Annotated in this window: 21 protein-coding genes and 3 pseudogenes; 12 read left to right on the top strand and 12 right to left on the bottom strand. The window is 70.5% G+C overall.

All coding sequences use genetic code 11. The annotated features are described in order from the left end of the window. Positions 1 to 35: 35 nt before the first annotated feature. Entirely contained in the window at positions 36 to 338 is a 303-nt protein-coding gene (locus tag ABTW72_RS29940; protein ID WP_091399313.1) for a helix-turn-helix domain-containing protein, read from the bottom strand. Between the two features lie 65 nt (positions 339 to 403). On the opposite strand from ABTW72_RS29940, the gene map reads away from it, so the two are divergent. From map to ABTW72_RS29920, 4 genes and pseudogenes are all read left to right on the top strand, one after another. Then, positions 404 to 1,177 carry a type I methionyl aminopeptidase gene (gene map, locus ABTW72_RS29935; protein WP_350864508.1) on the top strand — a complete coding sequence of 258 codons (774 nt, stop codon included), beginning with the start codon at positions 404 to 406 and terminating at the stop codon, positions 1,175 to 1,177. Between the two features lie 175 nt (positions 1,178 to 1,352). Then, positions 1,353 to 2,054, top strand: a pseudogene (locus ABTW72_RS29930) (CDP-alcohol phosphatidyltransferase family protein); the annotation flags it as partial. A gap of 266 nt (positions 2,055 to 2,320) precedes the next feature. Beyond that, the gene (locus ABTW72_RS29925; RefSeq protein ID WP_350864505.1) at positions 2,321 to 3,976 is read left to right on the top strand and encodes a sulfatase-like hydrolase/transferase; all 1,656 of its coding nucleotides are present in this window, start codon (positions 2,321 to 2,323) and stop codon (positions 3,974 to 3,976) included. A 34-nt stretch (positions 3,977 to 4,010) separates the two neighbouring features. After that, entirely contained in the window at positions 4,011 to 4,811 is an 801-nt protein-coding gene (locus tag ABTW72_RS29920; protein ID WP_350864502.1) for an FkbM family methyltransferase, read from the top strand. 12 nt (positions 4,812 to 4,823) lie between these two features. On the opposite strand, the gene ABTW72_RS29915 is transcribed toward ABTW72_RS29920, so the two are convergent. Next, positions 4,824 to 4,973 (bottom strand): NUDIX hydrolase, encoded by a 150-nt coding sequence (locus ABTW72_RS29915; protein ID WP_350864499.1) that lies wholly within the window; start codon positions 4,971 to 4,973, stop codon positions 4,824 to 4,826. Positions 4,974 to 5,133: 160 nt separating this feature from the next. Here ABTW72_RS29915 and ABTW72_RS29910 point away from each other — a divergent pair, with 160 nt between their 5' ends. The 3 genes from ABTW72_RS29910 to ABTW72_RS29900 all read left to right on the top strand — a co-directional run bounded on the left by ABTW72_RS29910 (position 5,134) and on the right by ABTW72_RS29900 (position 8,234). Beyond that, the gene (locus ABTW72_RS29910) at positions 5,134 to 5,553 is read left to right on the top strand and encodes an ASCH domain-containing protein (protein WP_350864497.1); all 420 of its coding nucleotides are present in this window, start codon (positions 5,134 to 5,136) and stop codon (positions 5,551 to 5,553) included. Between the two features lie 69 nt (positions 5,554 to 5,622). Next, positions 5,623 to 6,387: an ABC transporter ATP-binding protein gene (locus tag ABTW72_RS29905; RefSeq protein WP_112669154.1), complete on the top strand. Its 765-nt coding sequence runs from the start codon at positions 5,623 to 5,625 to the stop codon at positions 6,385 to 6,387. Continuing rightward, on the top strand, positions 6,384 to 8,234 hold the full coding sequence (locus ABTW72_RS29900) for a hypothetical protein (protein ID WP_350864494.1): 1,851 nt from the start codon (positions 6,384 to 6,386) through the stop codon (positions 8,232 to 8,234). The genes ABTW72_RS29905 and ABTW72_RS29900 overlap by 4 nt, the downstream gene beginning before the upstream one ends. Before the next feature lie 106 nt (positions 8,235 to 8,340). On the opposite strand, the gene ABTW72_RS29895 is transcribed toward ABTW72_RS29900, so the two are convergent. Continuing rightward, entirely contained in the window at positions 8,341 to 9,333 is a 993-nt protein-coding gene (locus tag ABTW72_RS29895; RefSeq protein ID WP_350864491.1) for a hypothetical protein, read from the bottom strand. A 173-nt stretch (positions 9,334 to 9,506) separates the two neighbouring features. Continuing rightward, positions 9,507 to 9,683 (bottom strand): annotated as a pseudogene (locus ABTW72_RS29890) (hypothetical protein); the annotation flags it as partial. 141 nt (positions 9,684 to 9,824) lie between these two features. Here ABTW72_RS29890 and ABTW72_RS29885 point away from each other — a divergent pair. The 5 genes and pseudogenes from ABTW72_RS29885 to nrfD all read left to right on the top strand — a co-directional run bounded on the left by ABTW72_RS29885 (position 9,825) and on the right by nrfD (position 16,752). Next, positions 9,825 to 10,313, top strand: coding sequence for a hypothetical protein (locus ABTW72_RS29885; RefSeq protein WP_350864488.1), 489 nt, complete (start codon positions 9,825 to 9,827; stop codon positions 10,311 to 10,313). Between the two features lie 104 nt (positions 10,314 to 10,417). Beyond that, positions 10,418 to 11,215 (top strand): PrsW family intramembrane metalloprotease, encoded by a 798-nt coding sequence (locus ABTW72_RS29880; protein ID WP_350864485.1) that lies wholly within the window; start codon positions 10,418 to 10,420, stop codon positions 11,213 to 11,215. 144 nt (positions 11,216 to 11,359) lie between these two features. Beyond that, positions 11,360 to 14,608, top strand: a pseudogene (fdh, locus tag ABTW72_RS29875) (formate dehydrogenase); the annotation flags it as partial. 30 nt (positions 14,609 to 14,638) lie between these two features. Then, positions 14,639 to 15,682 (top strand): 4Fe-4S dicluster domain-containing protein, encoded by a 1,044-nt coding sequence (locus tag ABTW72_RS29870; RefSeq protein WP_350864479.1) that lies wholly within the window; start codon positions 14,639 to 14,641, stop codon positions 15,680 to 15,682. Next, positions 15,679 to 16,752, top strand: coding sequence for an NrfD/PsrC family molybdoenzyme membrane anchor subunit (gene nrfD / locus ABTW72_RS29865; RefSeq protein ID WP_350864476.1), 1,074 nt, complete (start codon positions 15,679 to 15,681; stop codon positions 16,750 to 16,752). The genes ABTW72_RS29870 and nrfD overlap by 4 nt, the downstream gene beginning before the upstream one ends. An 86-nt stretch (positions 16,753 to 16,838) precedes the next feature. Here nrfD and ABTW72_RS29860 read toward each other — a convergent pair whose 3' ends face one another. From ABTW72_RS29860 to ABTW72_RS29825, 8 genes are all read right to left on the bottom strand, one after another. Further along, positions 16,839 to 18,398, bottom strand: a complete 1,560-nt coding sequence (locus ABTW72_RS29860; protein WP_350864537.1) for an OFA family MFS transporter — start codon at positions 18,396 to 18,398, stop codon at positions 16,839 to 16,841. Positions 18,399 to 18,641: 243 nt separating this feature from the next. Further along, positions 18,642 to 20,222: an MDR family MFS transporter gene (locus ABTW72_RS29855; protein WP_350864474.1), complete on the bottom strand. Its 1,581-nt coding sequence runs from the start codon at positions 20,220 to 20,222 to the stop codon at positions 18,642 to 18,644. 73 nt (positions 20,223 to 20,295) lie between these two features. Then, a complete protein-coding gene (locus tag ABTW72_RS29850; RefSeq protein ID WP_350864472.1) occupies positions 20,296 to 20,916 on the bottom strand; it encodes an acyl-CoA-like ligand-binding transcription factor in 621 nt (206 codons plus the stop codon). A 41-nt stretch (positions 20,917 to 20,957) separates the two neighbouring features. Then, on the bottom strand, positions 20,958 to 21,818 hold the full coding sequence (locus tag ABTW72_RS29845; protein WP_350864469.1) for an alpha/beta fold hydrolase: 861 nt from the start codon (positions 21,816 to 21,818) through the stop codon (positions 20,958 to 20,960). Next, on the bottom strand, positions 21,815 to 22,687 hold the full coding sequence (locus ABTW72_RS29840; RefSeq protein ID WP_350864466.1) for an SDR family oxidoreductase: 873 nt from the start codon (positions 22,685 to 22,687) through the stop codon (positions 21,815 to 21,817). The genes ABTW72_RS29845 and ABTW72_RS29840 overlap by 4 nt, the downstream gene beginning before the upstream one ends. Further along, positions 22,677 to 24,170 carry a flavin-containing monooxygenase gene (locus tag ABTW72_RS29835; protein ID WP_350864463.1) on the bottom strand — a complete coding sequence of 498 codons (1,494 nt, stop codon included), beginning with the start codon at positions 24,168 to 24,170 and terminating at the stop codon, positions 22,677 to 22,679. The genes ABTW72_RS29840 and ABTW72_RS29835 overlap by 11 nt, the downstream gene beginning before the upstream one ends. Further along, the gene (locus ABTW72_RS29830; protein WP_112589425.1) at positions 24,171 to 24,470 is read right to left on the bottom strand and encodes a DUF4873 domain-containing protein; all 300 of its coding nucleotides are present in this window, start codon (positions 24,468 to 24,470) and stop codon (positions 24,171 to 24,173) included. Then, positions 24,467 to 25,195 carry a TetR family transcriptional regulator gene (locus ABTW72_RS29825; protein WP_350864460.1) on the bottom strand — a complete coding sequence of 243 codons (729 nt, stop codon included), beginning with the start codon at positions 25,193 to 25,195 and terminating at the stop codon, positions 24,467 to 24,469. Before ABTW72_RS29825 ends, ABTW72_RS29830 begins: the two co-directional genes overlap by 4 nt. Between the last annotated feature and the right edge of the window lie 22 nt (positions 25,196 to 25,217).

Below are 25,217 nucleotides of genomic sequence, written 5' to 3'. Positions count from 1 at the left end.
CCCGCGGCGGCGTCAACCAGCTCGACGGCAGCGCACTAGGAGGCCAACCGTTCGCGCGCGGTGCGCGTCGGTCGGGGGAGTTCAGCGCTGCCGTCCGACGTGTTGATCTCGGACCAGACGGCGTCGAGGGAGAGGCCGAGGACGTCGGCGATCGCCGCGATTGTCGGAAACGCGGGGGTGGCTATCCGGCCGGACTCGATCTTTCGAAGGGTCTCCGGCGAGACGCCCGCGTCCAGCGCGGTGAGGAGCATCGAACGCTCTCCACGGGCTCGACGCAGGAGGGCACCGAGGCGCTGTCCGCGTTCGAGCTCTGCGGGAGTGAGCGGCAACCTGACCATGCTCCGATTCTAGTACCGGGATAATATGGCCGGGATACTTATTGGTCGTCCGAGGAAGGCGCTGCATGATCGAGATCCTGAGCCCCACCGACGTGCTGCGAGCGAAGGACACTGGCGCGTTGGTCGCCGGCATCCTGCAGACGCTGAAGAGCCGCTGCGTGGTCGGCACCAACCTCCTGGACATCGACCGGTGGGCGCAGGCCATGATCATCGAGGCCGGGGCGCAGTCCTGCTACGTCGACTATGAGCCGTCCTTCGGGCGTGGGCCGTTCGGCCACTACATCTGCACGTCGGTAAACGACGCCGTGCTGCACGGGCTGCCGCACGACTACAATCTCGCCGACGGCGACCTGCTCTCGCTCGACCTCGCCGTCTCCCAGGGTGGAGTCGTCGCGGACTCGGCCATCAGCTTCATCGTGGGCGACGTGCGGCCCCCGGAGAGCGTCGCGCTGATCGAGGCGACCGAACGCGCCTTGCAGGCGGGGATCGCCGCCGCCGGCCCCGGCGTCCCCATCGGTGACATCTCCCACGCGATCGGCTCGGTCCTGAAGGCGGCGGGATACTCGGTCAACACCGAGTTCGGCGGCCACGGAGTCGGATCGACGATGCACCAGGACCCGCACGTCTCCAACACCGGGCGTCCCGGTCGCGGCTACCGGCTACGCCCGGGGCTGCTGCTGGCGCTGGAGCCGTGGGTGATGGCGGACACCGCCACGCTCGTCACCGATGCCGATGGTTGGACCCTCCGCAGCGCGACGGGCTGCCGGACGGCGCACAGCGAGCACACCATCGCCATCACCGACGACGGCGCGGACGTGCTCACCCTGCCGACGCCCTGACCCGGACGGGACGATCGACGCCCCTGTGGGTGGGCCACCCACGATGGACGATTAATCGGCGGCCGAAGGGGCACGTCCCTCCGTGGCGCCCTGCCGGGTCGCGTTCAGAATGAACCGATCGGTCATATTTTCCGTGATGACGGTCAGGGTCACCCACCAGAGTCACGGAGGCACGATGTCAACGGTTCGAACTGGTCCGGTCATCGGACTGCTCGTGCAGATCGTCCTGCTGGCGGTGCTGGCGGAGACGGTCGGTCTGGGCACGGCGGGCTGGGTGGCGGGGCTGGCGTACGGGGTGGTGCTGTGCGCCCTGCTCAGCCGGGGGATGTCCCGCTCGGGCGCGGGTGCGCTCAGCCCGGCCGACCGGGTGACCCTGAGCCGGGCGATCCTCGTCGGCGGCGTGACGGCCCTGGCCGCAGACTCGTTCGGCCGGTCGGCGCCGATCACCCTGATGGTCGTCCTCACCAGCGTGGCGTTGGCCCTCGACGCCGTGGACGGGTACACGGCCCGCCGCACCGGGACCGCCAGCGAGCTCGGCGCGCGCTTCGACATGGAGATCGACTCCTTCCTGGTCCTGGTTCTCTGCCTGCACGTGGCCCCCGCGGTGGGTGGCTGGGTGCTCGTGATCGGCGCGATGCGCTACCTCTTCGGCGCCGCGACCTGGGTGTTGGAATGGATGCGGGGATCCGCGCCGCCGCGTTACTGGAGCAAGGTCGTCGCCGCGATCCAGGGCGTGGTGTTGACGGTGGCGATGGCCGACGTGCTGCCCGCGCCGCTGACGACAGTGGTGCTGGTGGTGTCGGTGGCGCTGCTGGTCGAGTCGTTCGGGCGGGACGTCGCCTGGCTCTGGTCGACCCGGCGCCTTAGCCGCACCGTCATCCACGGCGCTCCGGGTGCGATGGTCCAGCCGGCCAGCTCGGCGAGCCACAGCGCCCCGGGTGCCGGAGTGGGGCGGGCCGAGCTGACCCCGAGCACTACCGATGGGCTGGCGTGGTCGGACCGTCCCGCTGTCGCCGTGGCCCGACGCGGGATCGCCCGCGTCTGAGCCGCCCGGATGCCGCGCCCAGCAATGATCATGGAAGGATGCCCGGGTTGTCGCTCTTGACGCGCGTACGTCAGTTGCCGAGCCAGGGACGGAGGGCGATGAGGGGCGAAGCCTCGGGCGGGACCGCCGACGGCACCGACGTCGAGGATCGGCCGAGACGCTCCATCGCCGCCCGGCTGACGACCGTGCTGGCCGCGCTGCTCGTGCTGCTCGTCCTCACCGTGCCGTACGACTTCGGCCGGCTCAGCCCGGCGGCGTTCGCGCGGATCCCTTTGGAGGCGCTGCTGGTCGTGGCCCTCCTGCTCGCTCTGCCGTCTCGCGGCAGCCGACTGGTCGCGACGCTGGCCGGCGTGGCCCTCGGCCTGCTCGGCCTGTTGAAGCTGCTCGACCTGGGGTTCACCGCCTCGCTGAGCCGGGCGTTCGACCCGGTGCTCGACTGGGCGCTCCTCGACGAGGGGTTCGCCTTCCTCAGCGAGTCGTACGGTCGACCCGCCGCCATCGGCGTCGCCGTCGCCCTGGCGGTGGTGTTCGTGGGCCTGCCCACACTGGTCACGCTGTCGATGCGGCGACTGCGGCGGCTGGTGGTCCGGCACCGCACCGGGACCACCAGGATCGTGGCCGCGCTGGTGGTCGTCTGGGTGGCCTGCGCCGCGTTCAACGTGCGGGTGGTCGAGGGCGTGCCGGTCGCCGACACGTCCGCGACCACCCTGGCCAACGGTCACGGCTTCCAGGTGCGCCTGCGCCTCGACGACCGCGAGACGTTCGGCGCGCTGATCGAGGCCGACAGGTTCGGCGACACCCCGGGTGACCAGCTACTGACTGCGCTGCGCGGCAAGAACGTGGTCGTCGCCTTCGTGGAGAGCTACGGCCGGGACGCCGTCGAGGACCCGGAGTTCGCGCCGCAGGTCGGCGCGGTCCTCGACCGCGGCACCAGCGAGTTGAGCACGGCGGGTTTCGCCGCGCAGAGCGGCTTCCTCACCTCGCCGACCTTCGGTGGCGGCAGCTGGCTGGCGCACGACACGCTGCTCTCCGGCCTCTGGATCGACAACGACCAGCGGCACCGCACCCTGCTGGCCAGTGACCGGATGACGCTCAACGGCGCCTTCCGACGGGCGAACTGGCAGACCGTCGGCGTCATGCCCGCCGTCACCAGGGCATGGCCGGAGGGTTCCTTCTTCGGCTACGACAGGTTCTACGACGCCAAGACGCTCGCGTACCGTGGCCCGAAGTTCAGCTTCGGCACCCCGCCCGACCAGTACACCCTGGCCAGCTGGCAGCGCCTGGAGCAGGCGAAGCGCGACGGCAACGTGATGACCGAGCTGGCGCTGGTGTCGAGTCACGCGCCCTGGACGCCCGTCCCGCCACTGCTCGACTGGGCCGACATCGGCGACGGCGCGGTCTACAGTGGGGCCGGCGCGGGCAGGTCGGACGACAAGCGCCGCAACACCGCCCAGATCCGGGCGGACTACCGAAAGTCCATCGAGTACACCCTCGGCTCGCTCATCTCCTACGTGCGGACCTACGGAGACGACGACCTCGTGTTCATCGTCCTCGGTGACCACCAACCCGCCGCTGTCGTCACCGGCGAGAACGCCAGCCACGACGTGCCGATCTCGATCATCACCCGTGACCGGGCCGTGTTGGACCGGATCTCCGGGTGGGGCTGGCAGGACGGGCTGAAGCCCGGGCCGCAGGCGCCGGTCTGGCGGATGGATGCCTTCCGGGACCGGTTCCTGACCGCCTTCGGACCGTAACCCGGCCATCTCTCTCACGGACTGGACCAGACAGATGACGGCTACCACCGACACCAGGATCGCCGCGCTCCGGAACGACCCGGCCCTGTCCCTGCTGCGCCGGTCGCTGGACGTCTACTACGGCGATCCCGAACGGGACGCGAGGATGGACGCCTTCTACTCCCGCTTCGTCAGGAGTGGGGACCTCGTCTTCGACATCGGCTCCCACGTGGGCGACCACATCGCCAGCTTCCGTCGCCTCGGTGCCCGGGTCGTCGCTGTGGAACCGCAGCCGCTGTGTCTGCGCGTCCTGCGGGCGATCTACGCCGACGACGACCAGGTGACACTGGTCGACGCGGCGTCTGGCGCGCTCCCTGGGCGCACCCGGTTGCACGTCAACTCCGCCAACCCCACCGTCTCGACCGCCTCACCGGACTTCGTCCGCGCCGCGAAGGGCGCGGGCGGGTGGGAGGGCGAGGTGTGGGATACCGACATCGAGGTCCCGGTGGTCACCGTCGACGCGCTGATCGAGACGTACGGCGTGCCCACCTTCACCAAGATCGACGTTGAGGGTTTCGAGGACGAGGTGCTGGCCGGCCTCAGCCGCCCACTGCCCGCGCTGTCGTTCGAGTTCACCACCATCGCGCGTGCGGTCGCCGACCGGTGTCTCGATCGCCTGACCGCGCTGGGCTTCGACGGCTTCGACGTCGCGGTGGGCGACGACAAGTCGATGACGTTCCGACGTTGGATGTCCGCTACGGACCTGGCGACGCACCTGCACGAACTGCCGCACGCCGCGAACTCCGGCGACGTGTACTGCGTGGCTCGCGACAGGCAGACCATCACCACGCCGTAGCCATACCCGACGTCAGATCATGCGCAGGACGAGCGCGGTGGAGACCGCCAGCTCACGATCGAGCACCTCGTCCCGGGGGACGAACACCATCGCCTGCCCCTCACCGAGGACCACCTCCTCCTGCCGAGCCGTGGTGGTGCCGTGGAACACGTGGACGGTCACGGTGTGGGGAAAGCCCGGTGCTGCAGCAGCACGGCACCCGACGGATCGACAAGTAGCACGAGGGCGACGCCGTAGGTGGCCACAACGAGACCGTGCCACGTCGGCGCGGGCATGTCGACGACGGCCCCTCACGGCGCACCCGATCGCATACCCTTCGCGGATGGACCTCGACGATCTTCCGCTTGCCGAGTTCGCGTTTCCGGGGCCCCTGCGGGACAAGCTCGTGGGTGCGATCCTGTCCGGGGCAAAGACCTCGACGACCGGCCTGCTGGCCGGGTACGAGTGCGCGAACGAGCCGCTGCCCGAAGTGGGTCACCTGTCCGCCGTGGTCGACTCCGCCGGCCGCCGGGTCGCCGCCATCGAGCTGACCGACGTACGGGTGGTCCGGCTCGCCGAGGTCGACCTGCCACACGCCCTGGCCGAGGGGGAGGGCGACGAGTCGGTGGCGCAGTGGCGTGCGGGGCACGAGGCGTTCTGGCACAGTGCCGAGGTGCGCGCCGAGCTGGGCGACCCGGACTTCACAGTGGACGACGACACCCTGGTGGTGACCGAACGCTTCCGGCTGGTGCACGTCGCCTGAGCGCTCCGTCCACCATGGACCTCTAAGCGGCGGGCCACACGGTCGCGCAAGGTCACCTATGCTCGGCGCGTGATCCCCCCGGCACTAGAGATCCGTGGCCTGGTCAAGACCTTCGCGGCGCATCGCGCGGTGGACGGCATCGATCTGACCGTCCACCCCGGCACGTTCCACGGCATCGTCGGGCCCAACGGCGCCGGCAAGTCCACCACCATCGGGATGGCCGTCGGCCTGGTCACCCCGGACTCCGGGCAGATCCGGATCCTCGGCCACGACGCGCTGCGCGAGCGCGGCCTGACCCGCGCGCTGACCGGCGTGCTGCCCGACGGCCTCGACTTCCCGGAACGCCTCACCGGTGCCGAGCTGCTGCGCTACAGCGCCGGCCTGCGCGGGCTACCCCGGGCCACGGCCACCGACCGTGCCGCCGAACTGATCGACGTGCTCGGCCTGGCCAAGGGCGCCGGCACCCCGCTGGCCGACTGCTCCACCGGCACCCGCAAGAAGCTGGGCCTCGCCCAGGCGCTGCTGCACGCGCCCCGGCTGCTCGTGCTCGACGAACCCTTCGAGGCGGTCGATCCGGTCTCCGCGGCCACCATCCGCCAGGTGCTGCGCCGGTTCGTGGCCGGTGGCGGCACCTGCGTGCTGTCCACCCACTCGATGCTGCTCGTCGAGCAGATGTGCGACGAGGTCACCGTGATCCATCAGGGCCGGGTGGTCGCCGCCGGCTCGGTCGCCGAGGTCGCCGCCGGCAGCAGCCTGGAGGACCGGTTCGTCGAGTTGGTCGGCGCCGAAGCCTCCGGCAGCGCCGGTCTGGACTGGCTGACCGGGGCACGATGAGCAGGGAACTGACCGCGCGCGGCACCCTCGCCGCGATCGCGGTGCCGGCCCGGATGCGCGCGACGATGCTGCGTCGCTCGCTGCGCGAGCACCCCGGCCCCACGGTGGCCGGTCTGGTCGGTCTGCTCGCCGCCGCCTGGTTGATCCGGTACGCGCTCCGCGGCGACCAGCACACCCTCGGGCTGCTCGTCGGGGCGTGGGTTCTCGGCTGGATCGTGTTGCCGCTGCTGCTCGGCGGTGGGCGTGGCCGGGTCCGCCCGGCCCACCTGCGGTTGGAGCCGATCGGCGGGGTCCCGGCCGCGATCGGTCTGCTCGCCGCGTCGGCGATCGGTATCGGCCCGGCCGTCTCGCTGGTGGCACTCGCCGCGCTGCCTGTGCACGCCGCCCGGTACGGCACCGTGGCGGTCCTCGTCACCGCCGGCGGCGCGGTGCTGCTCTGGCTGCTCGGGCTGGTCGGCTCGGCCATCGCGCTGGAGGTCGTCGGCCACGCCGGCGGTCCGGCCGGTGCGCTGCTCACCGGCATCTTCACCGGCACGGCGATGGGTGTCGCCGGGTCGCTCTGGGCGGTCTTCCCGTGGGTGTCGGTCCTGCTCGTGGCAGCGCCGCAGGAGGTGGTCCGGGCCATGGCGTACGTGCCGAGCGCCTGGCCGGTCTCCGCCGCGTCCGGGCCAACCGGGCAAGGGGTGCGCCTGATGGCGACCCTGCTGGGCATCGTGGCGCTCTGCGCCGCCGCGTACATCATGCTCGTCCGAAGGGTGATCGCCGCCGGCGCGCCGTTCCGGCCGCGCCGGGCCACGGCGGCGTCACCAGCCGTGGCTGAACGCGAGTGGCTGGGGTGGGTGCCGGCGGCGACGCGGGCGGTCGTCGGCCGTGAGCTGCGGGCCTGGATGCGGCATCCGTTGCGGTTGCAGTATCTGGCGTTCGCTGTGGTGTACGGGACGCTGCTCGCCGGACTGCCGATGTTGTCCGACGTTGATCTGCTGCTGCCGTGGGCCGGACCGCTGGCCGTGCTCGGCGCGGCGGCGATGTCCGCCGGGCTGGTCGGGCTGGACGGCACCGCGTTGTGGCTGCCGCTCACCACGCCGGGCGGCGAACGGGCCGAGGTCCGGGGTCGGGCCTTGGCGTGGCTGGTGCTGGTCACCCCGATCGGCGTGCTGCTCACCGTCGCGGGCATCCTCCTCGCGCCCGACGTCGACCCGCTGGCCGCGCTCTCCACCCTGCCGGCCCTGCTCGGCGCGGGCGCGTCCGTGCCGGTGTGGGTGTCGCTGCTACGCGTACGCCCGGTGGCCGACCCGCGGCATCCGACCGCGGCTGACAACCCGACCGACATCGTCAGTGTGCTGGTCGCCACCGCGGCTGGGCTGCTCGCCGCCGCGCCGGTGCTCGCCCTGGTGATCTGGGGTCCGGCGGAGGCGGCACCGCTGTTGCCGCTGGTCGGGCTGCTCGGAGGCGCCGCAGCCTGGTGGGGTGGCGTGTGGCTGGCCGACGAGCGGCTCGCCCGGCGCGGCACGACGGTGCTCGCCGCGGCCGGTCAGCGGAGCCGGCCCCCGGAGACGGTGCTCCCGCTGACCTGGGACGCGCAGTGGTACCGGGAGAACAAGTCGACCGCGTGGGCGCTGGGGTTGCTGACGGTCGGGTGGATCCCGGTGATCCCGCAGGGGTTGATGCCACTGGCGTTCGGGATCGACAGCGGGTGGATCGTGGCGGGCCATCTGGACGGGGGCGCTCGCACCACCGTGGGGTTGGCCATGGTCGGTCTGGGCGTCGCGATGCTGCTCACCGGTCTGGTGCTGTGGGATCGCCGACCGCAACCGGGCGGCCCTGCCCAACCTGCTCCCCCCGAGTGACCGTCCCCGGTACGCGGGATCGCCACGTCGATCGGTGGCAGCTCAGCAGGGCGCCGCTCGGCGTGTCGAACAGCTCAGCTGCCAACGATCAAGGGAGCAGCACCACCTACAGCAGCGCGAGCTGGCCCTCGACCTCATCCGTGTGCGGCTCCCGCAACTGCCAGAGCCGGAGCACGCCAGCACCGGCGTCGTGCGTCATCCACCGTCCATGTCCACCGGCGGACCGGATCGAGTTCTGCGGCATGTCGATGCCGTAATCCATCACGGTCTGCGGGCGCAGAGTGCGGGTCGAGAGTAGGAGGTGCTGCTCGGCGTCGCCCTGGTCGGTCGCGACGCCGACCACGACCCAGTCGTCGGATACGACGGCTGCGGCCTCGTACATCCGGTAGTCGTCGGAGTCGCCCAACTCCGGGATGTCGTCGTAGCGGCGCTCCACCCGGGCACTGTCGTCGGCAGCATCGCGTATCGCGATCCAGCCGCTGCCGTGCGGCATGGAGAGATAGAAGCTCCCGCCGGCGTTCATGTCGGTCAGGCAGCCGTTCATGGTCTGCCCGGCGACCAACCGCCGATCGCTCGTCGTCCAGCGGTAACTGAGGCAGGTCTCCGATCCCACCCCGATGTGCAGCCCGACGTGCCGTCGATTGGCGTCCAGGATGAATGCGCCAAATCCTTCAACCGTTTGAAGGGGGCGCCGGTCGACCTCGGTGCCGACTTCGGACGCGTCCAACACGACGAGTTGGTCGCCGGAAGCGTCGGGCAGAAACAGCCAGAGAAGATCGTCCCCGGCCAGGTGACAACTCGGCCGGGGCCAACCTGTCGACAAGACCCTGCCGTGTTCGACCGCCCACCGGACGCGTCCGTCAGCGCTGCGGACCTGCACCTGTCGGGGTCCCACGAGCGCGAACCGCGACAGGTCCGGAGCCACGCCGACCGCCAGGATCGGGTCCTCGTCGGCCGGCTCCCACGCCAGCACGACGTTCAGGTCCGAGTCCAACACGCGCAGCGAACGATGGCACCACGCCAGTAACCCCGTGCCGGTCAACCACTCGACAGTGGTCGGCGGCGTCATCACTGTCTCGGCGATCAGCAACGGATGCACAGCGGTGAGCCTACGCACGACGAGAAGCCGCGACGGCACTCGCTATCTTGACTGACCACGCCAGGGGCGGGCCGGCCCTGAGGGGTGCGACTACAGCATTTCGACGGGAACCAGATTGATGCCGTCGACCCCGTCGAGCGTCATCAGGTGAGACGCTCCAGAGCCCTTGCCATTCAGGGGACGCGCGAAGCGGACGACTCGTGCGGCATCGGCGGTTTGAGCTGCGTGCTCAGGTCGCCCTTGTCCCGGCACCGCTGACGCAGGCGCTCGTACGCGGCGTCACGGCCCTCGAACCTGACCGACGTCGCGTGTGGCAGTCCGCGGACAGCGTCCTGGATCGCGGCTCGTTGGTCGTTGGTCGCTGGTCGCCGAGGATTTCAGCCGGACGATGACCCCGCGTAGGTCATCGTGAAGCAGGAAAGACGTCCGCGTCAGCGGCGGGCGACGCTGGGGAAGGTCGCCGGTTATGAAAGATCGCTTAGCCTCGGCTGGTGGATGACGGACTCCTTCGCCGGCTCCGGGCTGAACAGGCCCGAGCGCTGCTCGACGACGCCGACCCGCACCACGCGGTGATGCTGGCCTGCGACCTATTGGTGGCTGGCGTCGACGGCGACGCCGTGGTGGCGCTCGCAGCGGAGTCAGCTCGGACACTGCCGGCGCATGACGCCAGTCGGCGCCTGGCGGCAGTCATTGCCGAACTCGGGCTTCCGGAGCCGGCCCTGCCAACCGCTGTGGCGCTGGTCGCGGCCGACACCTGCGAGCGGATCCTCGACGGGAGCATCCCGGCCGAGGTGGGGACACACCGTCTCTACGTTGTCGGATATGAGGGCAGTCGATTGGACGACCTGCTCCCGGCAGTCGCCGCCCTGGCCAGGCATCTTGAGGACGACCTCGGTGGGCGGGCCGACGACGACCTGCGAACCCGGCTCGCTGCGCTGGCGCGGACCATCCTGAACCGCCTGGCCAGAGATCCGGCTTGAGGCTGCGACTGGTGGCTTGCGGCCGGTGGCGCGCAGGTGCGGAGTCGTCACGATCTCAGCCCCGTGGCTGGTCTTCGTAACCTTGGTCCGCCAGACTGCGCGGTATGGGTGATCGTTGGCGCCGGTGGGCGTGGGTCGGGGTGTTCGTCATCGGGCTGATCCTCTATCTGGCGGTTCTGCGGACCCTGGTCAGCACCAAGAATCCGAACTTCGTCCCGGCGTTGATCCTGCTCGGGGCGACGTTGGTGCCGTTGACGTTCCTGACGTTCGCGCAGGCCCGCACCGGGCGGTGGCAGGTGCCGGCGTCGGTGTTGGTGACGTCGGCGTTCTTCGGCGGTGTGATCGGCACGGTGGTCGCCGGCACCCTGGAGTACGACACCCTGCGCGGCCTCGGCACCCTGCCGATGCTGTTCGTCGCGTTGATCGAGGAGTCGGCGAAGCTGATCGTCCCGGTGGTGCTGCTGTTCACGGTGGTGGCCCAGCGTCGTCGCCGGGTGCCTTCCGACGGGCTGATCATCGGCATCGCCGCCGGGATGGGGTTCGCCGCGCTGGAGACGATGGGCTACGCCTTCAGCGCGCTGCTGAGTTCGCAGGGCAACATCGGCGCGGTGGAGCAGACGCTGTTCATTCGGGGTCTGACGGCGCCCGCCGGTCACACCGCCTGGACCGGGCTGACCGCCGGCGCGCTCTGGGCGTTGCTGGCGAGCCCGAGCGTCGCTCGGCTCTTCGGGTTCATCGGCACGTTCGTGGGTGTCGTCGTCCTGCACACCCTCTGGGACACGTTCTCCGGTTCGCTGGTCTTCGTCGTGTTGGCGATCATCAGCATCGGCTGGTTGTTCTGGGAGCTGCGCCGCTACCGGACGTTCAGCGATCAGCAGATTGGCCAGCTGCAACCGCACTGACCAACGCCGTACTCCATGCCTCTCCCGGCCCGCACCAGGGGCTGGGGGAGGCATGACTGTTTGTGATCCCGCTGCGACCGGGCCGGCACCTCATCTAACGTCAGAGTGTTCATATTTGCCGGGATTGGTGGGGAAGGTGCGGCGATGGGGGTGCGTAGCTGGTTCGAGGGTTGGCCGGTCTATCGCCAGCTCACCGGCACGGACCCGCTGGGCCGGGGTGCTGCGGCGAAGTCCGACGGGTCCCGCGCGCTCACCGCCCGCACCGACACCGCCGATTCGATGGCCCGGTCCGTCTGCCCGTACTGCGCTGTCGGTTGCGGCCAGCGGGTGTTCGTGAAGGACGGGCAGGTCAGTCAGATCGAGGGTGATCCGGACAGCCCGATCTCGCGGGGTCGGCTCTGCCCGAAGGGCGCGGCCAGCAAGAGCCTGGTCACCAGCCCGCTGCGGCAGACCACCGTCCGCTACCGCCGGCCGTACGGCACCGAGTGGGAGGACCTCGACCTCGACACGGCGCTGAACATGATCGCCGATCGGGTCCTGGCCGCCCGGGACGAGACCTGGGAGGACGTCGACGCCGAGGGTCGACCGCTCAACCGGACGCTGGGTATCTCCAGCCTGGGTGGGGCGACGCTGGACAACGAGGAGAACTACCTCATCAAGAAGTTGTTCACCGCGATGGGGGCGCTCCAGATCGAGAACCAGGCCCGTATTTGACACTCCTCCACCGTCCCCGGTCTGGGGACCAGCTTCGGTCGTGGCGGCGCCACCCAGTACCAGCAGGACCTGTCGAACTCCGACGTCATCGTCATCCAGGGTTCGAACATGGCCGAGGCGCACCCGGTGGGCTTCCAGTGGGTGATGGAGGCCAAGCGTCGGGGGGCGAAGGTCTTCCACGTCGACCCGCGGTTCACCCGGACCAGCGCGCTGGCTGACTCGTACCTGCCGATCCGGGCGGGCACCGACATCGCGCTGCTCGGCGGGGTGGTGCGCTACATCCTCGACAATGAGCTGGACTTCCGGGAGTACGTCGTCGCCTACACCAACGCCGCGACGATCGTGACCGAGGAGTACGCCGACACCGAGGACATGCACGGCCTCTTCTCCGGCTTCAACGACGACAACGCCACCTACGACCAGTCCAGTTGGCGGTACGAGGGCCACTCGCAGAACCAGACGACCCGCGACAGCGAGACACAGCGGGAGACGGCGGCCGGGCTGGAGAACGAGTCGCACGGCGCGCCTGTCGGCGGCCAGACCGAACGTGACGAGACGTTGCAGCACCCGCGCTGCGTCTACCAGATCCTCAAGCGACACTTCTCCCGCTACACCCCGGAGATGGTGGAACGGGTCTGCGGCATCCCGCAGGAGAAGTTCTTCGAACTGGCCCGGGCGTGGACGGAGAACTCCGGCCGGGACCGGACCGGCATGCTCGTCTACTCCGTGGGCTGGACGCAGCACAGCGTCGGCGTGCAGTACATCCGCACCGGCGCGATCATCCAGCTCCTGCTCGGCAACGTGGGCCGCCCGGGTGGCGGGGTGATGGCCCTGCGCGGGCACGCCAGCATCCAGGGGTCCACCGACATCCCGACGCTGTTCAACCTGCTTCCGGGCTACCTGCCGATGCCGCACCACGCCGACCACCCGACCCTGGACGAGTGGGTGGACAGCATCGCGCACCCCGGGCAGAAGGGCTTCTGGGGCAACGCCCGCACCTACGGCGTCAACCTGCTCAAGGCGTACTGGGGCGACGCGGCCACCGCCGACAACGACTACTGCTACGGGTACATGCCGCGGATGACCGGCGACCACGGCACCTACCAGCAGGTGCTCGACATGATCGACGGGAAGATCAAGGGCTACTTCCTGCTCGGGCAGAACCCTGCGGTCGGGTCGGCGCACGGCCGGGCGCAGCGTCTGGGCATGGCCAACCTCGACTGGCTCGTGGTCCGCGACCTGTTCATGATCGAGAGCGCCACGTTCTGGCAGAACGCGCCGGAGATCGAGACCGGCGAGATCGTGCCCGAGCGGTGCCGCACCGAGGTGTTCTTCCTACCGGCCGCCTCCCACGTGGAGAAGGAGGGCACCTTCACCCAGACCCAACGGCTGTTGCAGTGGCGGGAGAAGGCCGTCGAGCCACCAGGCGACGCCCGCTCCGAACTCTGGTTCTTCTACCACCTCGGTCGCGTCATCCGGGAACGGCTCGCGACGTCGACGAAGCCGCGCGATCGTGCGCTGCTCGACCTCGCCTGGGACTACCCCACGCACGGTCCGCACGCGGAGCCGAGCGCCGAGGCGGTGCTGCGCGAGATCAACGGGTACGACGTGGCCACCGGCCGGCCGCTGGCGTCGTTCACCGAGATGAAGGACGACGGCTCCACCGTCGGCGGTTGCTGGATCTACACCGGCGTGTACGCCGACGGCGTCAACCAGGCGGCCCGCCGCAAACCCGGCTCGGAGCAGTCCCTGGTGGCACCCGAGTGGGGTTGGGCGTGGCCGGCGAACCGGCGCATCCTCTACAACCGGGCGTCCGCCGACCCGGACGGCAACCCGTGGAGTGAGCGCAAACGCTACGTCTGGTGGGACGCGGACAAGAGCGAGTGGACCGGCTACGACGTGCCGGACTTCGAAAAGACCAAACCGCCGTCCTACCGACCGGAGCGCGACGCCTCGGGCGTGGCGGGAATCGCCGGCGACGACCCGTTCATCCTTCAGGGCGACGGCAAAGGCTGGCTGTACGCGCCCACTGGCGTCCTCGACGGACCGATGCCCACCCACTACGAGCCGGTCGAGTCGCCGGTGCGCAACCCGCTCTACCGACAGCAGGCCAACCCGACCCGCAAGGTGTACACGCACCCGATCAACACGCTCAACCCGAGCCCGCCGCAGGAGCACAGCGAGGTCTTCCCGTACGTGTTCACGGTCAGCCGGCTCACCGAGCACCACACCGCCGGTGGGATGAGCCGGACGGTGTCACCGCTGGCCGAGCTGCAACCCGAGATGTTCGTCGAGGTGTCGCCGGAGTTGGCGGCCCTGCGGGGGTTGACCCACCTGGGCTGGGCCCACCTGGTCACCAGCCGGGCGGCGGTCGAGGCGAGGGTGCTGGTGACCGACCGCGTGACGCCGCTGCGAGTGGATGGCCGGATCATCCACCAGGTCTGGTTGCCGTACCACTTCGGCTACGAGGGCCTGGTGACCGGCGACTCGGCCAACGACCTGTTCGGGATCACCCTCGATCCCAACGTCCTGATTCAGGAGAGCAAGGTCGGCACGTGCGACGTCCGACCCGGACGGCGCCCCAGAGGACAGGACCTGGTGGACCTCGTCGTCGACTACCGGCGGCGGTCGGGCAACCTCGTCCACCGCTACCCGCCGATGGTCACGACCGACGTCGCCGACAGCAGCAGCGACCAGGAGGCCTGACCGATGCCCCACGCCAACGCCCTGTACGGGCCGCTGGACCCCGCACCGGACGCCGGCTACGAGAACCCGCCGCCCCGGATGGGGTTCTTCACCGACACCAGCGTCTGCATCGGGTGCAAGGCCTGCGAGGTGGCCTGCAAGGAGTGGAACGGCGTCCCCGAGAGTGGGCTCGACCTGCTGGGCATGTCGTACGACAACACCGGCGCGTTGACCGCGAACTCGTGGCGGCACGTCGCGTTCGTGGAGCAGCCGCGCTCGGCCGGCTGGGCGACTCCGGCGTTCGAGGGGGACCCGGACGGGCCGGCGATCAGCCCGGTGACGGCGGCGGCCGGCGCGCGTACCAGCACCGACACCGGAACAGACCCGGGTCTGGCCACCGGCTCGCCCGCCGCGGCGGCCCGCATGTCGGGCGGGCCGGAGTTTCTGGGGATGCCGGGCGCGCAGCCGCCGGGGAGGGGTTCGGGCGCGGAGGGGCGGACGGATTTCCGCTGGTTGATGATGTCGGACGTGTGCAAGCACTGCACCCACGCGGCCTGCCTGGATGTCTGCCCGACAGGTTCCCTGTTCCGGACGGAGTTCGGCACCGTGGTGGTGCAGGAGGACATCTGCAACGGCTGCGGTTACTGCATCTCCGCCTGCCCGTACGGCGTCATCGATCAACGCAAGGACGATGGCCGGGCGTGGAAGTGCACGCTGTGCTACGACCGGCTCGGGGTCGGCATGACGCCGGCGTGTGCGCAGGCGTGTCCGACGGAGTCGATCCAGTACGGGGAACTGGACGAGTTGCGGGAGCGGGCCGCCGCGCGGGTGGCGAAGCTGCATGAGCGGGGCGTGCCGGAGGCGCGGTTGTACGGGCACGACCCGAAGGACGGCGTCGGTGGTGATGGTGCGTTCTTCCTGCTGCTCGACGAGCCGGAGGTGTACGGACTGCCACCGGACCCGATTGTGACCACCCGCGACCTGCCGGCCATGTGGAAGCGTGCCGGCCTGGCGGCGATGACGATGGCGGTCGCCACGGCGGTCGCGTTCCTGGGCAGGCGGCGATGACCGACGAGACATCATCGAACGAGCCGGTCGGCGCCCGGTTCCGCGAGTTCCAGGCCGGCATCGATCAGCCCGACGGAAAGCGCCAGCGGCGGCTCCGCAGACGAGGCGGCGACGGCGGCGAACAGCTCACGGTGCCGCCGGCCGACTTCGCCTCCTACTACGGCCGACCGGTACTGAAGCCGCCGGTGTGGAAGTACGACATCGCCGGCTACCTGTTCACCGGAGGCCTCGCCGCCGGAAGTGCGCTGATCGGCGCTGGCGCCCAACTGACCGGACGACCCGCGCTGCGCACTGTGGGCCGTTGGACGGCCCTCGGCGGCGTCGCCGCCAGCACGTACCTGCTGGTCCACGACCTCGGCCGGCCGGCCCGGTTCCATCACATGCTCCGGGTGGCCAAGGTGACCTCGCCGATGTCGGTCGGCACCTGGATCCTCGCCGCGTTCGGCCCGATGGCCGGCGTGGCCGCGGTCGCCGAGCTCGCGCCGCTGCTCCCGCAGCAGGGTGTGCTCGGCCTCGCCCGTCGGATCGCACCGCCCATCGGCAACGTCGCCGGCCTGGCTGCCGCGGCCACCGCGCCGGCGCTGGCGACGTACACCGGGGTGCTGCTCGCCGACACGGCCGTGCCGTCCTGGCACGACGCCTACCCGTCGCTGCCGTTCGTCTTCGCCGGCAGCGCGCTCGCCGCCGCGTCCGGGGTCGGCCTGATCGCGGCACCGACCGCGGAGACCGCCCCACTGCGGCGACTCGCCGTGGCCGCCGCGGCCATCGAGTTCGGCGGAGGGCACCAGCTGGAGCGGCAGGGCCTCACCAGCGAGCCCTACACGCACGGACGCAGCGGCCGGCTGGTCAAGGCGGGACGCGCCCTGCTCGCCGTGGGCACCGCCACCGCGCTGCTCAGTCGACGTAGCCGGATCCTGTCGGCGATCTCCGGCGCCGCCCTCGTGGCATCGTCGGTCGCCACCCGGTTCGGCGTCTTCGAGGCGGGACGGGTGTCGGCCCGCGATCCGAAGTACACGGTCGTGCCACAACGGGAGCGGCTCGACGAGAACCGGTCGGTGACCCGGCTCTGAGCGGACCGGCGCAACGGAAGGCGCCCCCTTGAAGGGGCGCCTTCCGTTGCGATGCAAGCGGTCCGGCGGCGATGGGCCGTCGCGCGTCAGCCGGTGAACAGCTTCGCGGCGGTGATGGCGGTCTGGACGATGCCGTACCCGAGTAGCACCGCGACCAGCAGCCACGACAACCAGAGCCGCCCGGTCTGGCTACCGACGCGCGGCGGCGCGGGCGGCTGGCTGTCCCGCCCGAGAGCGACCGGCTCGGTGACGGTGGCCTTCGCCACGGGTGAGGTCGGTCCTCGGTTGGGTTCGTGGAAGCGCTCGGGCACGGAACGGACCAGCAGGTTCGCGATGAACCCGATGGCGAGGATGCCGACCATGGTGAACAGCGCGGGCCGGTACGCCGCCGCGGTGAGGGTGCCGGGCTTGCCCTGTGTGTCGAGGATCCCGTTGACGATCAGCGGGCCGGCGACACCCGCGGCCGACCAGGCGGTGAGGATCCGGCCGTGGATGGCTCCGACCTGGAAGGTGCCGAACAGGTCCCGCAGGTAGGCGGGCATGGTGGCGAAGCCACCGCCGTAGAAGGAGATGATCGCGGCGGCGATCAGCACGAAGACCGCGGTCGCGGCGTGGCCGGCCACGGCGAGCAGCAGGTACAGCACCATGCCGACGCCGAGGTAGACCATGTAGATGGGTTTGCGGCCGATGAGGTCGGACGTCGTCGACCAGACGAACCGGCCAGCCATGTTGAACAGCGACAGCACTCCCACGAAACCGGCCGCCGCCGTCACCGAGACCGTGGTGGCGGTCCCGTTGTCCCGGAAGAAGTCCTGGATCATCGGGCTTGCCTGCTCCAGGATGCCGATGCCCGCGGTGACGTTGCAGAACAGCACGATCCACAGCAACCAGAACGACCGGGTACGCACGGCGTTCGACGCGGACACGCTCGCCGTTGTCACCAGTGGCCGAGCGGCGACGCTCGCAGGATCGAACCCGGCGGGCCGCCAGTCCGGCGCCGGAACCCGGACGTTGAACGGGCCGAACATCATGATCACGAAATAGCCGATGCCGAATGTGACGAAGAGCGCCACGAGGGCGCTGCCCGACGCGACGGCGGCCGGGTTGTTGGGGTTGTAGCCGGAGTCGTAGAGGGAGAGGAGTTGGCGCGCGAGCGGGCCGGCGACCAGGGCGCCACCGCCGAACCCCATGATGGCCAGCCCGGTGGCGAGGCCGGGGCGGTCCGGAAACCACTTGATCAGTGTGGAGACGGGCGAGATGTAGCCGATGCCGAGCCCGATGCCGCCGATGACGCCGTATCCGAGGTAGAGGAGCCAGAGTTGCTGGGTCGCGATGCCGAGCGCGCCGACCAGGAACCCGACGGCCCAGAAGCACGCCGAGACGAACATCGCCCGGCGCGGTCCGTTCCGCTCCACCCAACGGCCACCCACCGCCGCCGACGAGCCCAGCATCACGATGGCGATGCTGAAGATCGCCCCGATCGCCGTCTGGCTGGTGTCGAAGTGCGCGATGAGGGAGTTCTTGTAGACACTCGTCGCGTAGACCTGGCCGATACATACGTGCACGGCCAGTGCCGCGGTCGGGATGAGCCAGCGGCTGTATCCCGGGGGAGCGACAGTGTGCCGAGGATCGAAGACCGACAGCATGGGCATCGTCCACACCTCCTGCGGCCGAACAGGCCGCGACGTTGCCGAGCTGTCCGACCCGGCAGTTGGCCGAGCGGCGCCGCCGCAGTGGCGGCCCGGCGCACGTCTGGCGTCAGCCGTTGACCGGCTCAATCTCACGTTACGTGGCAACGGGTTCACGTCATGTCATTACCGGCAAACGCGGGACTGGGCGCAGCGCGGGGGCGGGCCAACCGGCCCGCCCCCGCCCTGCTGGCGTACGGCTCAGTGAATCGCGGCCTTTGCCGCCGCCTCCTCCTGGGCGCGTCGTTCGTCCCCGCTGAGGGTGTGCAGCGGCTTCTCCTTGATGAACAGCACGACGATCAGCGCCAGCAGCGCGATAGGCGCGCCGACCAGGAAGAGGTCCGCGGTGGCGATGCCGTACACATCCTGCACGATGCGCAGCACCGGCTCGGGCAGGGTGGACAGGTCGGGCACCTCGGCGGAGCCACCACCGGCGGTCGCCGCCGGGCCGAGCCGGTCGGTCGTCAGCGAGGTCACCCGACTTGCCAGGACCGCGCCGAGGGCGCTGACTCCGATCGCGCCGCCCATGCTGCGGAAGAACGTCAGCACGGAGGTGGTGGCACCGAGCTCGTGGGCCGGCACGTCGTTCTGCGCGGCGAGTACGAGATTCTGCATGAGCATGCCGACGCCGACGCCCAGCACGGCCATGTAGATCGACAGCACGAGGACGCTGGTGTTGGCGTCGATGGTGCCCAGCAGCAGCATCCCGACGGTCATCACCGCGGCGCCGGCCACCAGGTACGCCTTCCACCGGCCGTACTTCGTGATGAGCTGGCCGGCCACCGTCGACGAGACGAGCAGACCGAAGATCATCGGAAGGCTCATCAGGCCCGCGACGGTGGGCGACTTGCCCAGCGAGATCTGGAAGTACTGGGACAGGAAGACGGTGCCGCCGAACATCGCGACACCGACCAGCACGCTGGCGATGGTGGCCAGGGACACCGTGCGGTTGCGGAAGATGCTCAGCGGGACGATCGGCTCCGCCGCCCGCGACTCGACGACCACGGCCAGCGCCAGCAGAACCAGCCCGACGATGACCATCAGGGCCGTCCAGCCGGAGGCCCAGTCGAACTTGTTGCCGGCCAGGGACGACCAGATCAGCAGCGTGGAGACGCCCGAGGTGATGAGCAGGGCGCCCAGCCAGTCGATCTTCGCCTTGCGGCGGACGACCGGCAGGTGCAGGGTGCGCTGGAGCAGGGCGATGGAGATGATGCTGAACGGGACGCCGATCAGGAAGCACCACCGCCAGCCCAGCCACGAGGTGTCGACGAGCAGGCCACCGATCAGCGGACCGGCGATGGTGCCCACACCGAAGACCGCGCCGAAGATGCCGGCGTAGCGGCCCAGCTCACGTGGCGGGATCATCGCCGCCATGACGATCGTGGCCAGCGCCGTCATGCCGCCGGCGCCGATGCCCTGGACGACCCGGCTGAGCAGCAGAACCTCGACGTTCGGCGTGAGGCCCGCGATGAGTGAACCCACCACGAACAGCCCCAGCGACAACTGGATCAGCAGCTTCTTGCTGTACAGGTCGGCCATCTTGCCCCACAGCGGCACGGTCGCCGTCATGGCGAGCAGTTCGCTGGTGACGATCCACGTGTAGACGGTCTGGCTGCCGTTCAGATCCGCGATGATCCGCGGCAGCGCGTTGGCCACCACCGTGGAGGCGAGGATGGACACGAACATGCCGACCATCAGGCCGGAAAGGGCCTGCAGAACCTCCCGACGCGACATGCGCGTGCCGACGTCGGCGGTGTCGGCGGGCGGGACGGTGGTGGTCATTGACGCTCCCTTGTCGGGTTTGTGGCGGAGTGGCTGACCCCGGACCTGATGCGGCGGGGCGGGGACCGGCGGGTCAGGAGGGGGCCGGCGGATCCGGCAGTCCGGCGGCGATCGCGGCGAACGCCTCGTCGACGAAGTCGTGCAGGGGCCGGTCGTCGTCACCGGCGGCCCAGCGCAGCACCGCGGTGCGGAAGGCGGCACCGGCGACAGCGACGACCAGCGGCGGATGGCCGTGGTCGAGGCCGACACCGAGGCGGGTGGCGACGACAGTGACCATGGCCTGCTCGGTCGCGCTGTTACCGGCCACCAGTCGGGGCAGCAGCGCGGGGTTCTGGGCGATGACCGTCAGCCGCAGCCGCCACAACTCCCGGTCGGCCTGGATCGAGTCGACCGACTCGTCGAGGGCGACCCGCACGGCCTGCAACGCCGACACCTGCGCGGGGGCGGCTGCCAGACGCGCCACGACCGGGTTGCCGTCGAGTGCCGGATCGTCGGTGAGGGCCTCGTCCTTGCAGGTGAAGTAGTTGAAGAAGGTCCGGGAGGACACGTCTGCGGCCTCGCTGATCTCCTCCACCGTGACGTGCTCCAGGCCGCGTTCCGCGACCAGCCGCAGCGCGGCGGCGGTCAGCGCGGCCCGCGTCTGCGCCTTCTTGCGGTCGCGGCGCCCGGGTGCCGCGTGGTCGGTGTCGATCACGCGGGCGAGATTAGGAGCAAACTTGCAGACCCTGCAAGTTTTTAGACTGTGAAGTGATCTTCCTGACTCGTGACCTGGACGGAGGCCGACGGACCCGGTCGTTCGGTACGGGGCACGGCACCGGTGGTCTCCAGGATGAGCGCGGCGACCAGGTCCGGGTCGTCGCTCATCGGCACGTGCCCGCATCGGGGCAGCGTCACCACCCGCGCCGCCGGCAGGCCCGCGCGGACGCGCTCGGCCTGGTGCACGCCGAAGATCCGGTCGCAGTCCCCCCAGCCGATGGTCACCGGCACCGTCGCGTCGGACAGCCGAAGACAGTCGAAGCGATAGTCGCGGGCGGCTCGGGCCACGGCGTTGAAGCCGGCCCCGCGTCGCAGGGCGAGCGCGTCGCCCACCGCGCGCTCGACATCCAGCAGCGTCGGGCGGGCCATCAGCGGCGCGAAGCACAACGCCCGCAGGTACGCCGACCGCAGCGCGACCCGCATGATGGGGGTGGGCAGGTACGAGTTGGCCCGCAGCATCCGGAGGATGGCCAGCGCCCGGCGGCGCTCGGCCGGGGTGAAGAAGCCGGCGGGGGAGAAGGCGGTGGCCGAGGCCACCGCCCCGGTGGCGGCAAGCTCCAGGGCGATCGCCCCACCGAGGCTGTATCCGGCGACGTGCGGACGCTCCAGCCCCCACTCGGTCAGCGCCGGCAGGACCCCGGCCACGGTGGCGGCCATGTCGGCGGGCATGCCGGTGCCGGGCATCGGAGAGTTCCCGAAGCCGGGCAGGTCGAGCGCGATCACCTCGTGGTGGGCGGCCAGTCGGTCGAACACCGGCTCCCACGCCTGATGACGGTGACCGATGCCGTGGATGAGCACGAGCGGCTCTCCGCTGCCCGCACGTCGGAAATGAATGCTCATGACCGCCCTCCCACCGACGTCCTGCCGAAGGAACGCCCGAGCTGGCGTACCTCGTCTTCCATCTGGCCGACCATGGTCCGGCCGCCGAACCGGGTGATCAACGCGTCCGAGAGGCCGCTGAGCACCACCGGCCGCAGCGCCTGCACCAGGGCGAGCGACCGTGGCACGTACACCTTGCGCCTGCGGCGCTCGATACCGCGGAGCAGGGCCTCGACGCACTGCTCGACGGGTACGACGGTGGACAGCGGCCAGGGCAACCGGCGCAGCGCGGTGCGGAACGATGCCAGGTCGTCACGGATGTCGCGGACCAGGTCGGTGTCGATCCAGATGGGATGCGCCGTGCCGACGGTGACGCCGCGTGGGCGGGTCTCCAGGCGCAGCACGTTGGCGAACTGCTCCACACCCGCCTTGGACGCGCAGTAGGCGGCCATCCCGGGCATCGCCGTGAAAGCGGCAGCCGACGAGACGATCAGGACGTGGCCACGGGCGGCGGTGACGTGAGGCAGCGCGGCGCTGACCGTGCGGATCGCGCCGCAGAGGTTCACCTCGACGGTACGGACCAGCGCGTCGACCGGTCCCACGGCCACGGTGCCGAGGTTCGCGATGCCCGCGTTGGCCACGACCACGTCGATGCCACCGAAGCGGTCCACAGTGGAGGCGACCGCCGCGTCCAACGCCGTCTGATCGGTGACGTCACACTCGTACCAGTGCGCGTCGAGGTCGGCGCTGAGCTGTTCGAGCAGCTCACCTTCCAGACCGACGAGGGCCACCCGGGCCCCGCGGGCGACGGCATCGCGGGCCAGCTGGGCCCCGATGCCGCGCGCCGCGCCGGTGATGAGCAGGATCTTGCCCGCCAGGTCATACCGCATCGGCGTGCTCCCGTTCCGGTTCGTTGGGGGTGCTGCCGGTCGAGGCGACCTGGTAGTCGGCCGGCCGGAACCGGCGCAGCCGCATCCGGAAGCTGGTGGCGAAGCCCGGCCAGATGGTGGTGTTGCGGCCGGTGGCGTCGAGGTACCAGCTCGAACAGCCGGTCTGCCAGACGGTGCCGGCCATCTTCTGGTCGACCCGCTCGGTCCAGCGTCGTTGCGCCTGCGCGGTGGGCTCGATGGCCTGGATGCCCCTGGCCCGCATGTGACGCAGGGCCGCGAGCACCAGATGCAGCTGCGCCTCGATCATCAGCACCACCGAGGTGTGCCCGAGCCCGGTGTTCGGGCCGAGCAGGAAGAACAGGTTGGGGAAGCCGGCGATGGTAGTGCCCCGGTACGCGCGCATGCTGGGGGTCCACGCGTCGCCCAGGCTGCGCCCGCCCCGACCGTGGATGCGCCGGACGACGGGGGAGTCGGTGACGTGGAAGCCGGTCCCGAGGATGATCGTGTCCGCCCGGTGGTGGACGTCGTCGTCGGTGACGAGGCCGTCCGGCACGATCCGGGCGATGCCGGCGGTGACCACGTCGACGTTCGGTCGGGTGAGCGACGGCCAGTAGTCGTTGGAGATCAGCACCCGCTTGCAGCCCATGGCGTACCGGGGGGTGAGCTTGTCCCGCAGGATCGGGTCGGGAACCTGACGCCGCAGCGTACGCAGGGACAGGCGCGAGGCGAGGCGGTTGACCGCCGGGTGCAGGAAGCCCAGGCCCATGCTCTCGCGTACCAGGTAGAGCCCTGCCCGGGCGGCCCGCTGCGCGCCGGGCACGGTGCGGAACGCAGCCTGCTCGACCCCGCTGATCCGACGTGACAACCTCGGCATGATCCAGGCCGGGGTGCGCTGGAAGAGCGTCAGCTTCTCGACCGTCGGCTGGATCTGTGGCACGAACTGGACGGCCGAGGCGCCGGTGCCGATCACCGCGACGCGCCGGCCGGTCAGGTCGTGGTCGTGCCGCCAACGGGCGGAGTGGAACACGGTGCCGGCGAACTCGTCGATCCCGGGCAGGTCGGGGATGGCCGGGTCGCTGAGCGGGCCAGCGGCACAGATCAGGACCCGGGCGCTGTGGTCGCCGCCCGAGGTGCGCAACAGCCAGCGTTGGCGCTGCTCGTCCCACCTCGCCTCGCGCACCTCGTGGCGCAACCGCAGCCTCGGGCGTATCCCGAAGCGGTCGACGCAGCCGCGCAGGTAGTCCCAGATCTCCGGTTGGCCGGAGAACGTGTTCGACCAGCCGGGGTTGGGGGCGAAGGAGAACGAGTAGAGGTGCGACGGGACATCGCAGGCGCAGCCCGGGTAGCTGTTGTCACGCCAGGTGCCGCCGACGTCCTCACCCCGGTCGAAGACGAGAAAGTCGGTGAAGCCGGCCCGCTGTAGGCGGATGGCGGCGCCCAGACCACCGAAGCCGGCGCCGATGATGGCAACGTCTGTCTCCATTCACTCCTCCGTGAGCTCGGGCGCGCAGGTCGGGTCGGCCACGGGTGGCCAGGGCGGATCGCCCACGCCGGTGATTCGTACGCCACCCCACGGATCGACCTCGGCCAGTCGGGCCGCCCGGACGCGGTCGGCGATGCGCAACTCGACGTCGCGCCGGCCGGAGCGCAGCAGGTGGGCCACCCGTGGCTCGGGCTCGATCCGTCCGCCCCAGTGGAAGCGGCCGTCCACCGGCTCCCACCGCCCGCTGAGGTGCACCCGGACCGAGGTGCCCTCGACACCCGCCGGGCCGTGGTAGCTCATGGCACGATCCGCTCGTGGGCGCGGGTGAGCTCGTGCGGCAGATCGGCGCTGGCCCGTACCCCCTCGATGCCGCTCCACAGCAGAGTGGTCAGGTAGTCGGTGAGGGCGGCCCGGCTGATCGGCTGGCCGTGCGTGGTCCACCAGTCGCCGACCGCCTGCACGAAACCCACCAGGCCGTACGCCCAGGGCTCGGCGGGACCGGCGTCCAGGCCCAGCGTGCGTAGCCGGTCGCCGATCACCCGGGCCAGCCCGGCGGCCACCTGCCGGCTGGTGCCGGCGATCACCTGGTGAATGCCGGGGTCGCCGGACTGGTGCATCAGGAACCGGTAGAGCCTCGGCTCCGACTCGATCACGCCCAGGTAGGCGTCGATCGTCGCTTCGACCAGGCCGCGTTCCTCGCGGACCTGTTCGACGGCGGGCGCGATGGTGTCGACCATGCGGGCCGCCACCACCTCGCTGACCGCCACCCAGAGCTGCGACTTGTCGGCGAAGTAGCGGTACAGGACCGGTTTGCTGACCCCCGCGGCGGCGGCAACCTGTTCCATGTCGACCTCCGGCCCGTGTCGCAGCAGCGCCTGCACGGCGGCACCCACCAACTCCTGTCGTCGCTGCTCGCGATGGTCTGCCCAGCGGTCTCGGCGGCCGTTGCCCTTCGCCTTCGGGCTGCCGTCGGGGGGCGTGGCCGGCGGGTCGGACGCATTGACATCGGTGAGCGGCGATTGCATGCTACTACTCGTAACAGTTACT

The sequence above is a fragment of the Micromonospora sp. NPDC127501 genome, from assembly GCF_040302185.1.
In the GTDB taxonomy this organism is placed as follows: Bacteria; Actinomycetota; Actinomycetes; order Mycobacteriales; family Micromonosporaceae; genus Micromonospora.
This window is presented reverse-complemented; position numbering and strand designations above follow the sequence as displayed.